Origin of the sequence: Aquiflexum gelatinilyticum (assembly GCF_024813435.1) — a bacterium.
Lineage (GTDB): Bacteria > Bacteroidota > Bacteroidia > Cytophagales > Cyclobacteriaceae > Cognataquiflexum > Cognataquiflexum gelatinilyticum.
This window is the reverse complement of the sequence record NZ_JANAEZ010000006.1, coordinates 93,494-107,040: the sequence shown is the minus strand read 5'-3', so window position 1 is coordinate 107,040 and position 13,547 is coordinate 93,494. Positions and strand designations below refer to the sequence as shown.

14 protein-coding genes are annotated in these 13,547 nt (G+C 40.4%); 8 read left to right on the top strand and 6 right to left on the bottom strand.

Going from position 1 to position 13,547, the window contains the following annotated elements:
* Positions 1-39 precede the first annotated feature (39 nt).
* The gene (locus NK987_RS14200) at positions 40-1,422 is read left to right on the top strand and encodes a sodium:proton antiporter (RefSeq protein WP_420841187.1); all 1,383 of its coding nucleotides are present in this window, start codon (positions 40-42) and stop codon (positions 1,420-1,422) included.
* Between the two features lie 46 nt (positions 1,423-1,468).
* Here the strand turns inward: NK987_RS14200 and NK987_RS14195 are convergent, their stop codons facing one another.
* Together NK987_RS14195 and gpmI are read right to left on the bottom strand one after the other, a co-directional pair.
* Positions 1,469-2,023: a hypothetical protein gene (locus NK987_RS14195; RefSeq protein WP_258422428.1), complete on the bottom strand. Its 555-nt coding sequence runs from the start codon at positions 2,021-2,023 to the stop codon at positions 1,469-1,471.
* Positions 2,024-2,112: 89 nt separating this feature from the next.
* Positions 2,113-3,639: a 2,3-bisphosphoglycerate-independent phosphoglycerate mutase gene (gene gpmI / locus NK987_RS14190; protein ID WP_259264387.1), complete on the bottom strand. Its 1,527-nt coding sequence runs from the start codon at positions 3,637-3,639 to the stop codon at positions 2,113-2,115.
* A gap of 223 nt (positions 3,640-3,862) precedes the next feature.
* On the opposite strand from gpmI, the gene NK987_RS14185 reads away from it, so the two are divergent.
* Together NK987_RS14185 and nadC are read left to right on the top strand one after the other, a co-directional pair.
* Positions 3,863-4,273, top strand: a complete 411-nt coding sequence (locus NK987_RS14185; RefSeq protein WP_259264386.1) for a DUF4783 domain-containing protein — start codon at positions 3,863-3,865, stop codon at positions 4,271-4,273.
* A gap of 32 nt (positions 4,274-4,305) precedes the next feature.
* Positions 4,306-5,166: a carboxylating nicotinate-nucleotide diphosphorylase gene (nadC, locus tag NK987_RS14180; RefSeq protein ID WP_259264385.1), complete on the top strand. Its 861-nt coding sequence runs from the start codon at positions 4,306-4,308 to the stop codon at positions 5,164-5,166.
* 144 nt (positions 5,167-5,310) lie between these two features.
* Here nadC and NK987_RS14175 read toward each other — a convergent pair whose 3' ends face one another.
* Positions 5,311-6,543, bottom strand: a complete 1,233-nt coding sequence (locus NK987_RS14175) for an ammonium transporter (protein WP_259264384.1) — start codon at positions 6,541-6,543, stop codon at positions 5,311-5,313.
* 52 nt (positions 6,544-6,595) lie between these two features.
* Complete coding sequence (locus tag NK987_RS14170; RefSeq protein ID WP_259264383.1) at positions 6,596-6,934, bottom strand: P-II family nitrogen regulator; 339 nt, start codon at positions 6,932-6,934, stop codon at positions 6,596-6,598.
* A gap of 317 nt (positions 6,935-7,251) precedes the next feature.
* On the opposite strand from NK987_RS14170, the gene NK987_RS14165 reads away from it, so the two are divergent.
* On the top strand, positions 7,252-8,157 hold the full coding sequence (locus NK987_RS14165) for a nucleotidyltransferase family protein (RefSeq protein ID WP_259264382.1): 906 nt from the start codon (positions 7,252-7,254) through the stop codon (positions 8,155-8,157).
* Positions 8,158-8,225: 68 nt separating this feature from the next.
* Here the strand turns inward: NK987_RS14165 and NK987_RS14160 are convergent, their stop codons facing one another.
* A complete protein-coding gene (locus tag NK987_RS14160; protein WP_259264381.1) occupies positions 8,226-9,365 on the bottom strand; it encodes a TlpA family protein disulfide reductase in 1,140 nt (379 codons plus the stop codon).
* A gap of 118 nt (positions 9,366-9,483) precedes the next feature.
* On the opposite strand from NK987_RS14160, the gene NK987_RS14155 reads away from it, so the two are divergent.
* The gene (locus NK987_RS14155) at positions 9,484-9,888 is read left to right on the top strand and encodes a DoxX family protein (RefSeq protein WP_259264380.1); all 405 of its coding nucleotides are present in this window, start codon (positions 9,484-9,486) and stop codon (positions 9,886-9,888) included.
* A gap of 1 nt (position 9,889) precedes the next feature.
* Here NK987_RS14155 and recF read toward each other — a convergent pair whose 3' ends face one another.
* Positions 9,890-10,999, bottom strand: coding sequence for a DNA replication/repair protein RecF (gene recF, locus NK987_RS14150; protein WP_259264379.1), 1,110 nt, complete (start codon positions 10,997-10,999; stop codon positions 9,890-9,892).
* 104 nt (positions 11,000-11,103) lie between these two features.
* On the opposite strand from recF, the gene pdhA reads away from it, so the two are divergent.
* The 3 genes from pdhA (at position 11,104) to ribH (ending at position 13,515) form a co-directional block, all read left to right on the top strand.
* Positions 11,104-12,123 (top strand): pyruvate dehydrogenase (acetyl-transferring) E1 component subunit alpha, encoded by a 1,020-nt coding sequence (gene pdhA, locus NK987_RS14145; protein ID WP_259264378.1) that lies wholly within the window; start codon positions 11,104-11,106, stop codon positions 12,121-12,123.
* A gap of 118 nt (positions 12,124-12,241) precedes the next feature.
* Positions 12,242-12,955 (top strand): tetratricopeptide repeat protein, encoded by a 714-nt coding sequence (locus tag NK987_RS14140; protein WP_259264377.1) that lies wholly within the window; start codon positions 12,242-12,244, stop codon positions 12,953-12,955.
* Positions 12,956-13,038: 83 nt separating this feature from the next.
* Positions 13,039-13,515: a 6,7-dimethyl-8-ribityllumazine synthase gene (gene ribH / locus NK987_RS14135; RefSeq protein ID WP_258422414.1), complete on the top strand. Its 477-nt coding sequence runs from the start codon at positions 13,039-13,041 to the stop codon at positions 13,513-13,515.
* Positions 13,516-13,547 lie beyond the last annotated feature (32 nt).

Genomic DNA, 13,547 nt, shown 5'->3' with positions numbered 1-13,547 from the left:
CAAACAGAGACCCAATCAGAACTGATTGATGGGGAATCCATGGATCAACATTCGGGTGAAGGCGGTCACGAAGATGGACATGATGTTCATGGTTCCGCTCCTGTATGGCTGGTTATTCCATTTGTGGCTTTGTTGTTGATGATTGCAACAGGGCCTTTATTCTATGAAAATTTCTGGCACCATAATTATCCAAAAATTGCTGTCGGATTGGCTATTTTAGTAGTCTTCTATTATCTGTTTGTTTTGCATAATGTCCATGGTCCCGTCCATGCTTTGGCAGAATATATCCAGTTCATTGCCCTTCTTTCTTCCCTTTATATTGCATCCGGTGGAATTCTAATCGAAATTGATAAAAAAGCTACACCATTTGCCAATGTGACACTTCTTTTGGTTGGGGCTGTGGTGTCTAACCTTATTGGGACCACCGGTGCATCTATGCTTCTGGTACGTCCTTTCATCAGGTTGAACAAAGGCAATATCCAGCCATACCACATCATCTTTTTTATTTTTATGGTCAGCAATATCGGAGGATCTCTGACTCCCATCGGTGATCCGCCATTATTCCTTGGCTTCCTTAAGGGTGTGCCCTTTTTCTGGACAATCGAACATAACTGGCCTGCTTGGATGTTGGCATTGCTCTTGTTGGCAGGCGTATTTTATGTAATTGACAGAAAACTTGGCAAAGCAAATGAAGAGGAAAACCTTGAAGAAGTGACTTATACCAATAAATTTGCCTTGATAGGCTCTAAGAATTTTATTTGGTTGATGGTGATCATTGGTTCTGTATTTTTGGATCCAAATGTGTTGGATTGGGTACCTGCCATCCATTATGATGGGCAAAAATTCTCTTTTGTAAGGGAGATCATCATGTTATCTGTGGCCTACATGAGTTACAGGTTTGCTGACCAAAAAGCCATAAAAGGAAATGAGTTTAACTTTGAACCCATACTTGAAGTAGCCTTCATTTTCATCGGAATATTTGGAACAATGATGCCTGCTTTGGAATTGGTTGGAAATTTTGCCAAATCCCCTGAAGGGGCTGCTTTGATCACCCACAATACGCTTTATTGGGGTACAGGGGTTTTATCCGGAGTATTGGACAACGCTCCAACTTACCTCAACTTCCTTGCAGCAGCCATGGCTTCACAAGGTGCAGAAATCGGCAACATTGAAGATGTCAGAAATTTTGCCCTCAATAATTATGTAGATTCATCATTTGAGCTTATGGCTATTTCACTTGCCTCTGTGTTTTTTGGGGCGATGACTTATATTGGAAACGGTCCCAATTTTATGGTTAAGTCTATAGCTGAGCAAAGTGGTATTAAAATGCCCTCATTCTTTGGGTACATCATCAGGTTCTCACTCCCGATTCTGCTCCCGATCTTATTGATAGTCTGGCTGGTATTTTTTGCCTTTGTCTAAAAAAATTAATTCCAATCCGACCAATTGCTGAAAATTGGTCGGATTGTTACCAAACAACAGAGGCATTGATGATCATCTTGTTAGGTTTCAAAAAAATCACTTTTTGCATGGTTTCTACTACAAAATGGTCAAGTTTGCCGGTCAAGCTTTGATTGAAGATCACACCACGAGTCTCTGAAGTGTAAAACAAGTTTGAATTTTTGATAGAAAAAGAAACTTCTTTGATCACTTCATCCTCATATTTTACTACAATCTTTTGTACTTCCCCCTTTTCGCCTTCCTTCAGGCTATGGATTAGGAACTCAGGACTCCTTTGGGTTTCATAGGATCCTGCCAAACTTGGCCTGCTGATATCCGCTTTAATAAAAAAGTCAAGCTCCTCCAGCCATTTTTCAGCAGTCAAAGTATCTCTTATTGTTTCCTTCTCCCCGTTCAAATTCAATTCTTTGATAATCCCGGCCCCTTCCAAATTCAGAGCTGTGACTTCAATATAATCTTTCACGGGAAAATATACTGTCTCAGAATCGTTCCCATTATTATTTTCAGCAACACATCCTAACAGGGTGACAGAAACCAAAACTGCGATCAAACTATTTTTCATATTCTCTTGATATTTTCAAATCGGTATAAAATGACAAAGAATCCATCCAAATATTTATGAATGAACCCTTTGTCCACAAATGGCTTGATTTATTTCAGCAGGATATTTCCGGTCATTTCGGAAGGTACGGGGACACCCATCAAAGTAAGGATGGTAGGTGCTAGATCTCCCAATTTTCCATCATTTACCATTATCTGATCCTTGCCGTCTACCATGATACATGGCACCAAATTAGTCGTATGGGCAGTATTTGGGGTACCGTCTTCATTGATCATCATGTCGCTGTTTCCATGGTCAGCAATGACGATGAAAGTATAGCCATTATCAAGTCCTGTGGATATCACCTGTTTGGCACACTCATCAACAGTCTCGCAGGCTTTTACCGCAGCTTCAAAAACCCCAGTATGGCCGACCATATCAGGATTCGCAAAATTGAGACAAACGAAATCCACTTCCTTCTTTTTGAGTTCAGTTTTGATTTTGGTTGCAATTTCAAATGCACTCATTTCAGGTTTGAGGTCATAAGTAGCTACTTTCGGAGAAGGACAAAGAATCCTGCTTTCACCTTCAAACTCACTCTCTCTTCCCCCTGAAAAGAAGAATGTTACATGGGGATACTTTTCAGTCTCTGCGATACGGATCTGTTTTTTGCCATGCTTGGAAAGTACTTCTCCTAGTGTATTGTTCAAATTGTCTTTGTCATATAGGACTTTGACATTTTTGAAAGTATCATCATAATTGGTAAAGGTGATATAATTCAACTTGAGTTTTTTCATATTGAAATCCTCAAAATCCTGTTGGGTTAGGACTTGGGTGATTTCTCTGCCCCGGTCTGTACGGAAGTTAAAGCAGATCACTACATCGCCTTCTTTGATGATAGCCAAAGGCTTTCCTGCCTCGTTGACCTGAATAATAGGTCGGATAAACTCATCTGTAACGCCGTTGGAATAGGATTTGGTAACCGAAGCGATGATATCTTTGGATTTTTCTCCCTCTCCATGTACCATGGCATCATAAGCGAGTTTTACTCTTTCCCATCTTTTATCCCTGTCCATGGCATAATACCTTCCAATTACTGAAGCTATCTTCCCGACAGAATGCTGTAAGTGCTCTTTGAGTTCGTTAATATAGTGGATACCTCCCTTTGGATCTGTGTCCCTGCCATCAGTAAATGCGTGGATAAAAACTTCATGAAAGTCATTTGCTTTGGCTGCGTCGCAAAGGGCCTTGAGATGATTGATATGGGCATGTACGCCTCCATCAGATAATAGACCGATAAAGTGAACATTCTTTTTGGATTTTTTGGCATATTCAAATGCCTCGACCAAAATGGGATGTGTTTCAAATTCCCCCTCTTGGGCAGCTTGATTGATCCTAACCAAATCCTGATAAACAACCCTGCCGGCACCAATATTCATGTGACCGACTTCCGAATTTCCCATTTGACCTTCCGGCAATCCGACAGCCAAACCTGAAGCCTGAAGTTTGGAATGAGGGTATTTGCTATATAGCCCATCTATAAATGGCGTTTTGGCTTTATCTATTGCTGATACCTCAGGATTGGTAGCAATGCCCCATCCATCCAAAATCATTAATACTACTTTCTTATTATTCATGGAAAAAGAAATTGGAATATTGAAAATTGAATTCAATCAACTCGTAAAGTTGCCTATTCTTTATCAAGCGCACAAAATTCATCGGGTTAATTTTTATAATCTTCAGGTACGAGGGCTTAAGTTTCGGTTTTCAAATCCCTGAATTCAGAATTTCCTTTTAGTTTTTTAAAAAAAAACTAAAATTCCAAAAAGAATTGGCTTAATATTTGAACTATTTCTTGCCATGAAAAATTTACCTTTTCTTTTTGTGTTTTTATTTGCCATCATTTGGTTTTCTGAAGCCACTGTAGTAAGGAATAATACATTGACTATCAACGATGTATTTACTTATTTTAGAAGCGGTTCGAGCAAAGAGATTGCCAGATATTTTGACCAGACTGTTTTGTTGAATATCAATGGAAAGAACGGGGACTATTCGAAATCTCAGGCTGAGTATATTTTAAGGGATTTTTTTCTCAAATATCCTCCTTTGGATTTCAATGTTTTGCATCAAGCCGGTTCACCCGGACCTACCATTTTTTACGTGGGTTCCTATCAAAGCAAAGGTGAACAATTTAGGGTCCTGATAAAGGGAAATTCAAAATCAGAGGTGCTGAGAATTTTCAGCATCGACATTATTAAAACCAAAATTTAAGGGAACACCAACAATATTTTTTAATTTTGGGTGTGGAAAATTTACCTTATCTATCAGCGGAAAAAATTCATGAATTTATACAGCAGGCACTCTTAGAGGATGTCGGTTCCGGAGATCATTCAACTTTGGGGTCCATCCCAAAAGACCAATACGGGCAGGCCCAACTGATCATCAAAGAGGCCGGAATCATCGCAGGTCTTGACCTAGCCGAAAAGATTTTCCATCAATTCGATCCGAGTCTAGTCGTGGAAATTCTATTAAAAGATGGCGATTCTGTGAATCCGGGAGATATTGGCTTGAAGGTAAAGGGTTCTGCAGCTTCCATATTGACAACCGAAAGGCTGGTATTGAATTGCCTGCAGCGGATGAGTGGAATCGCCACGAAAACCCATCAGCTTTCGAAAATGATATCCCATACCAAAGCTCGCCTGATGGATACCCGAAAAACTACTCCAAATTTTCGAATGATTGAAAAATGGGCTGTGGTACTTGGCGGAGGCCTCAATCACCGGTTTGCTTTATATGACATGGTTATGTTGAAGGACAACCATATTGATTTTGCAGGCGGGATTTCTAATGCGGTACAAAATGTTAAGCGCTATTTGCAACAGCAGGGGCTCCAACTCAAAATTGAGGTCGAAACAAGAAATCTCAAAGAAGTAGAGGAAGTTCTTGCTGTTGGAGGCATAGATTATATCATGCTCGACAATATGGATTATGACACCATGCGAAAAGCAGTCGAAATAGTAAACGGCAAATACCCTCTTGAAGCATCAGGTGGAATTACCGAAGAAACATTGAAAGATGTGGCCGAATGTGGTGTCGATTATATTTCTGTCGGCGCATTGACACATCATGTGAGAAGCATGGATATCAGTCTTAAGGCCTATTAAATTCGATATTAATGGATATTGAATCCGTTATTATGCCTAATTAGGTTTAAAAAATTTTGAAAATTTAAAATAATTAAAATTTAAAAATCAAAATGCCCAAGAAATCAATTCTTGGGCATTTTGATTTTAAATGATAGGCTATGATTAATCTTTAGAGGCAAAATCAGGATATGCCTGCATGCTATGCTCATTGATATCCAAACCTTCCAACTCCTCTCTTTCATCAACTCTGATACCCACAGTTTTCTTTAAAGTAAAGAATATCAACCAGCTAGTTCCAAAACAAAAGGCTCCAACTATACCTATTCCAATCAACTGAGAGATAACTTGTTGGAATCCAGCAAGATTTCCAAACAAACCAACAGCCAGGGTACCCCAAATACCACCGATCAAATGTACTGAAATGGCTCCTACGGGATCATCAATTTTGATCCTATCAAAAAACACCACTGCAAATACCACCAATGTTCCCCCGATGAAACCTATAATGGCAGATTCACCCACTCCCATCTGGTCCGCTCCGGCTGTAATACCTACCAATCCTGCGAGGATGCCGTTGAGTACCATGGTGATGTCATAAGTCTTGAATTTCATATAAGAAGCGATCAAAGCCCCAAAAGCACCCGCGGCTCCGGCAATTGCTGTGGTTACAAATACCAGTGAAACAGTGCCCGGATCTGCTGTCAAAACTGAACCTCCGTTAAACCCAAACCAGCCAAACCAAAGCAAAAACACTCCGATTGTCGCCATGGGAATATTATGACCTGGGATGGCCTTCATACCTGTAGGTGTATATTTTCCCAATCTCGGGCCCAACAAAAATGCTCCAGCCAAAGCCGCCCATCCGCCTACCGAGTGGACAATGGTAGAACCTGCAAAATCATAAAAAGGTGTTGCCATTGTTTGCAAAAATCCTCCGCCCCACTTCCACATTCCGACAATTGGATAACAAAGGCCAACATAAAGGATTGAAAAGAAAATAAATGGTCCGAGTTTCATTCTCTCTGCTACAGCGCCAGAGACGATAGTTGCAGCTGTAGCCGCAAACATCGCTTGAAAAATAAAATCTGTATAGAATGTATATCCTGCATTGTAATTACTGGAATCCCATCCTTCTGGTAATGCTAATCCAAAACCGGCGAATCCCATGAATCCACCCGCAAAATCTCCGCCTGGATACATGAGATTGAATCCTACAAAAGCATAGGAAAGTAAGCCAATGGCGGGAATAAGCGTATTTTTAAATAAAATATTGACGGTATTTTTTGCCCTCGTCAGGCCTGCCTCCAGACTTGCAAAGCCAAGGTGCATGATAAAAACCAAAATGGTCGCCACCATCATCCATAGGTTATTGATGGTAAATAATTCTTGAGTCATAGGTTTGATAGGTTTTTAAGTTCTTTAATCTTGATTTTTCATTCTTTTATTTTTACAAAGCTTCCTCTCCTTTGTCACTGTTTCGGATTCTGTAGGCCTCAAGCGCCTCATAAATGAAGATTTTCCCATCACCCACCTCTCCGGTTTTTCCCAGTTTGAGAATACAATCAACCACCGCAGGAACAAGCTCATCTACTGTCACGATTTCAAGCTTGGTTCTTGGAATATAGGTTGGCTCATAAGAAATACCCCTGTAAGTCTGTGCCTTGGCATGTTCCATCCCCATTCCCTTTACCTCATAAAATGTCAGGAACTTCACTCCAAGTCCTGCGATACATTTATGGATCTCATCGAATTTGGATGTTCTAATGATTGCTTCTATTTTTTTCATTTTATTCAATTTTAACGGTGATTTGTTGGAAAAACACCGCTAATGTAAGCTAAAAATTGATTTAAAAACATTTTTGCTTTTAAATTCAAGCTATTTATGCAAAAAAAGCACATTTTATAAGCTTTATTCATATTTACAAATCCACTATTTCAATTTTTTATATTCAATAATACTTTTATGGTCTTTTTTTAAACCAATATGTAAGAAATAATCAGAAATTGGCAAAAAATCCGCTTTCATAAATTAAAATCTTCTAAATCTTTGTGAGAATGGCAAAAAAACTAACTTTGGGGCGGTAAAAAAGACATTGAAATTTTATGATTCAAAAACCAACACTTTTAGTCCTTGCAGCCGGTATGGGAAGCAGGTACGGTGGCAACAAACAGATAGACGGATTTGGCCCTAGTGGCGAAACGATTTTGGAATATTCCATCTACGATGCCATCCGTGCAGGATTTGGAAAGGTAGTCCTGATCGTCAGAGAAGAAATCCTTCAAACCGCCAATGATTTACTTTTACCAAAACTGGAGGGCAAAATTGAAGTAGACTTTGTCCTTCAGTCGATCAAAAGTTTTGTTCCTGCTGAATTCCAAAATCCAGAAAGGGTAAAACCTTACGGAACAGCCCATGCGGTGCTTTGTGCCAAAGAAGCCATCGTAGAACCATTTGCAGTAATCAATGCAGATGATTTTTATGGTAAAGAGGCGTTCGAGGTTTTGGGGAAATTCTTGGTAGAAAATGTAAGACCTGACCTCCATGCCATGGTCGGCTACGCCATTGAGAATGTATTATCAGAACATGGCACCGTCAGTCGCGGCGTATGTTCCATGAATGAAGCCAACCAACTCATCGGCATGGTCGAAAGGACTTCAATCTCAAGAGAAGGAGAAAAAATCCTTGCCAAAGGAGACGGTGAAGAAATAGAAATCAAAGAAGGAACGCCCGTATCCATGAATTTTTGGGGTTTTCACCAAAATGTATTTTCGGATATTGAAAAGATGTGGCTTGATTTCCTGCCTGCCAACAAAGAGAATCTCAAGTCTGAATTTTATATCCCGACGGTGGCCAACAACCTGATCCAATCAGGCGAAGCTGCTTTCGAAATCCTGGAAGGTGGCAAAACATGGTTTGGCGTCACCTACACCGAAGACAAACCTGTCGTGATCGATTCATTGAAAAAAATGCACGAGTCAGGAGAATACCCTGAGAAACTTTGGAAATAAAAATTTTCTAATCAAAAAAAGGGCTGCCCCGAACGATCAGGGCAGCCTTTTTTTGTTTTGTAAACGAATCAACTTCCCGAAATTTCCTTCAAAACCTCAAAGGCCTCATCACCGGGTCTAGGTGCATTGACATCAATGATCTTATTGTCCTTGCCGATGATCAGGTAGCGGGGAATACCCCAAACTTTAAAGTATTTCATGATCTCTGCTTCGAATCCCTTTCCTGCAAAAAGGTGTACGCCGCCCATTTTGTTTTTGCTGAGGTAATTTTTCCACGGTTCGGGTTGTTCGTCAATGGATATATACATCAGGACAATGTCCGGATTTCCTTCCAGCTTCTTTTCGAAAAATGGTGTCTTGGTCCGGAAAGTATTGATGCATGGACCGCACCAAGATGCCCAAAGGTCCAGATAAATTATCTTGTCTTTGTAATCTATCAGACTGACGGACTTTCCTTCCAAATCAACAAAAGAAAAATTTTCTATAACTGCTCCTTCTTTGAGTTTTTCGATGGCAGAGAGACTTTTATTGACATCTGCCAAATAGATGGAATTGGGATAAGAATTCCTGAAACCTGCCACTTGATTTTTGCTCGATTCATAGCCTCCTGTCAGCATCAGCATGTCATTCAAGATAAAGGCCGCCTGAAATAGCTCTTTTTTTGGTTCTGCCATTCCATTGATATAATCCTCAACTTCGGTATTTGGCATTCCAAAAGGGATTCCCATGGCAGCATGTAATGTCATCATCATCGACCTTGAGAGATCCTCGGATAAATTATTGATGTCTGAATCAAGTCCGATACCTTCAAAATATTGATCCAAGAAACCCAATTTTTGGGTGGGTTCAAGTTCCTGAACCCTATCAAGATATACTTCTGCAAGCTGAAGCAACATGGTATGGGAAAAAGTCCGGGCAGCTGTTTTTTCATTTTCTAAAAGACCAGTGGAATTTTGAGAATAAAATTTCCCGATTTCCTCCTTCACTCCTTTAGAGAAAAGGATAAATTCCTCAGCCGAAGGAGCCGATTCTGTGTCATATAATACCGCAGAAACTTTTCCATAAAGGTCGTTTTGGACATAATTTTCCAAGCCTGACATGTAATCCAAATAAGCTTGGGTTGGGGTTTGGGCAAATGCCGAATGCTGTGCCGAAAAGGCGAAAAACAGGAACAAAGCCTGTAAAATGAAACTGCGAGATGATTTCATATCAATTGTTTGGATGATTAATTCAAGGTATTCAGGGTACAATTTAGAAATCTGATTTAGATTTCTTGTTACATTTGAATGATTAAACCATATTCTTATCCATTTGATTTCCAAAAAAATGAAAAAACTTATCTTCTCGACCTCATCCTATTTTCAGGACATCTCATTGGCAATTTTACGGATCGGCGCAGCTTTGTTGATGTTGACACATGGTTGGCCGAAAATTGCCAATTTCAGCACCTACCTTGTCAAATTCAGCGATCCGATCGGTTTGGGACCGGCTTTATCTCTTCAGCTCGCTATTTTTGCAGAGTTTTTCTGCGCGATCTTGTTGGCATTTGGTTTTCTGACCAGACTTTCACTGATCCCCTTGATGATTACGATGTCTGTCGCGGCATTTATTGCCCATGCAGACGATCCTTTTGGTTCAAAAGAAAAGTCTTTGCTTTTTCTCCTGATTTTTATCTTCCTGTTTTTTGCAGGTCCGGGGAAGTATTCCGTTGACGGTCAAATCAAAAAATAAATCACAGATTCCAGAAGGAAATTTCCCCTTCTTCTATCAGGAAAAACCTGCTTTCTGCATCAATTTCATTTAGGATCGCTTTCGATCTTTCGGGCCTTGCATCGGTGATAAAAAGCTGACCAAAGCGGTGGTCAGCCACCAACTTCATCAGCTTTTCGATCCTGTTGTCATCCAACTTGTCAAAAATATCGTCCAGTAGCAGAACAGGTTTTGTCTTTTTATGAGTCAGGAAAATCTGAAACTGCGCCAGCTTGAGTGCGATTACAAATGATTTCTGCTGTCCCTGAGAACCGAATTTTTTGATGGGGTAGCCACCGATTTCAAAGACAAAATCATCTTTATGGATTCCCATATTGGTCCGCTTCAAGATGAAATCCCTTTGCGCATTCTGTAAAAACTGATTTGAAAAATCTTCTGATAGGCAATTAGTTTCATAAGTGATATTCACTGCCTCGTGGTTATCAGATATGATGGCATAATATTCTTTGAGCAAAGGAAGGTATTCTTCCAAAAAGACATTCCTTGCCACTGCCAAAAACTGCGAAAGCGCAATGATCTCCCTGTCATAGGGTTCAATATGGGACTTTTCCCACCTACCTCTATCGGCAAATTGCTTGATCAGGGCATTTCTTTGTTTGAGAAAGTGTTGGTACCTAACCAGTTTTTCGAGGTACTGCTTGTCCATTTGGCAAAGCATATTGTCAAAAAACCTCCTTCTCTCTTCGCTTCCATCCTTGATCAGCATCGTATCATCCGGCGCAATCATGACCACCGGCAAAAGTCCAACATGGTCACTCATTTTATCTATGGCCTTGCCGTTTTGCAGCAACTGCTTTTTCTTTCCACTCTCAAAAATACACCTGACCTCGATTTCTTTTCCCTCAAGGTCAAAGTCTCCAAAAACTGTAAAAAATTCTTGGTCATGAAGCACATTGAGTTGGTCTACGCCGTTGATAGCCCCTTTGGTCAGACAGAGATAATGAATCGCATCCAATAGATTGGTTTTCCCGCTGCCATTGACCCCAACAAAGCAATTGATTTCGGGGGAAAACTGCACTTCCGCCTTTTGGTAATTCTTAAACTGTTGGAGGCGGATATTTTTGAGGTGCATGCTTAGAATCTGTTGGGTTTTTGACTAATTTCGCACTCGGCCTTAAAATTCAGCCTGTTTGATTATATTTGAGGCCTAATTTAGCATATTTTACATTACACGATATGGCAAAGAAGAGTACTGCTACCAAAGCAAAAGCGAAATATTCAGAAGAAACCTATGCGTTCTGGTATGAAAGCATGCTTTTGATGAGGAAGTTTGAGGAAAAAGCAGGTCAATTATACGGACAACAAAAAATCAGAGGATTTTGTCATTTGTACATAGGACAAGAAGCCTGCGCAGCTGGCGCGATCACTGCACTTGAAAAAGATGATAAATGGATTACAGCTTATCGTGACCATGCCCATCCACTTGGATTGGGTACTGATCCCGGAGCTGTGATGGCTGAATTGTATGGAAAAGCTACCGGTACCACAAAAGGTAAGGGTGGATCTATGCACATTTTTGATAAGGAAAGAGGATTCATGGGAGGCCACGGAATCGTGGGTGCACAGGTTCCTATGGGCCTTGGAATCGGTTTTGCTGAGAAATATAGAGGGACAAAAAACCTTTGTATCTGTCACATGGGTGACGGCGCAGTAAGACAGGGCGCAGTACACGAGGCATTGAACCTTGCCATGTTATACAAAACCCCGGTGATATTCGTTATCGAAAACAACGGCTACGCTATGGGAACTTCTGTAGAAAGAACTTCCAATGTCACTGAATTATACACTATAGGCGAAGCATACGACATGCCTTCATTCCCGGTAGATGGGATGAATGTAGAAGCAATCCATGAAGCTGTCGCCGAAGCTGCCGACAGAGCAAGAAGGGGTGACGGACCGACATTGTTGGAATTCAGAACTTACCGATATAAAGGCCATTCCATGTCAGATCCCCAAAAATACAGAACAAGGGAGGAAGTAGAAGAATACAAGCAGAGAGATCCAATCGAACAGGTTAAAAAAACCATCTTGGACAATAAAATATTGACAGAGGAAAAATTAGCCGAAATCGATAAAAGAGTAAAACAGCAAGTGGATGATTCTGTCAAATTTGCGGAAGAATCTCCTTGGCCTGATGGACAAAAGGCATTTGAAGATGTATATATGCAGGAGGATTATCCTTTTGTAATGGAATAATTAAAACCTAAAACAAAACCGGTCTTGGATATAGATTCATTTATTCATGACTGGTTTTTTTTATTGTTATTTGTGAATTAAGTAAAAGCCTTATATTTGCGGCGGAAAATTTTAAAGAATGGCTACGAAACAAACAAAGAAATCCCAATCTGAACATCAACATGAGCTTCTGGAAAATCCGGAAGAAATCAAAGGAAGATTGGAAAGAGGGGAAGCCTTTATCAGAAAGAATTCAAAAATATTTGGAGGCATACTCATCGGTATCATCTTATTGATTGCCGCTGTATTATACTTTCAGATTGATACCCAGAATAAAAACACAAAGGCACAGGCTGAAATGTTCCAAGCTGTTTACTACTTCGAGCAGGACAGCATTGAATTTGCGCTTAACGGTGACGGTTCTAACGCAGGTTTCCTAAAAATCATTGATGACTATGGAAGAACAGATGCAGCTAACCTTGCCCACTTCTATGTAGGTTCGATCTATCTGTCTCAAGGCGAATTTCAAAAAGCTGTCGATCACCTGAAGCAATTCTCTGCAAATGACTTTTTTGTTCAGGCAAGAGCATTTGCCCTATTGGGAGATGCTTACATGGAGTTGGACAACACCAAAGATGCGATCGCTGCTTATAAAAGAGCCATTGACCATAAAGAAAACAAATTTTTCGCACCTCGTTACCTGAGCAAATTAGCCGTGGCTTACGAAGAAGCAGGCGACCTTGACAATGCTATCAAAGCATATGGCGAAATCGAAGACAAGTACTTTGAGTCATTTGAATATACTAATGCACGAAAACACAAAGCGCGCTTGGAAGGCCTTGCCTCTAAGTAATGCTTTGATTTATCAATAGCATTTTGGAAGAGTAAGGCCCTGTGGTCTTACTCTTTTTTATTTATACCAAAAACCAAACTCCCATGGCAACTTCATTGAAAAGTCTAAGTCAGTATTCTGACAAAAACATCCAGGATATTTCCGGTAAAAAATTTGGCATAGTCGTTTCTGAATGGAATGAGCAGGTGACGGAATCCCTTTTCTCCGGTGCAGTAGAAACATTGTTGATGCATGGTGCCAAGAAAGAAAACATATTCCGAAAGAATGTGCCGGGTTCCTTTGAGCTGACCCTTGGGGCTCAATGGCTTGCTGAATTGGAAGAAATCGATGCCGTCATTTGCCTAGGATGTGTAATTCAGGGAGAAACAAGGCACTTTGATTTTATCTGTGATGCCGTAGCCCATGGAATTACCAATGTTGCTCTGAAGTTCAACAAACCGATAATTTTTGGTGTTTTGACTCCCAATACCCTTCAGCAGGCTTTGGATAGGTCCGGTGGAAAACACGGTAACAAAGGAGATGAAGCAGCCATCACCGCTATCAAAATGTTGGGCTTTTGACCCACTCCAAAAAGAACAAACCTTTTAAACCA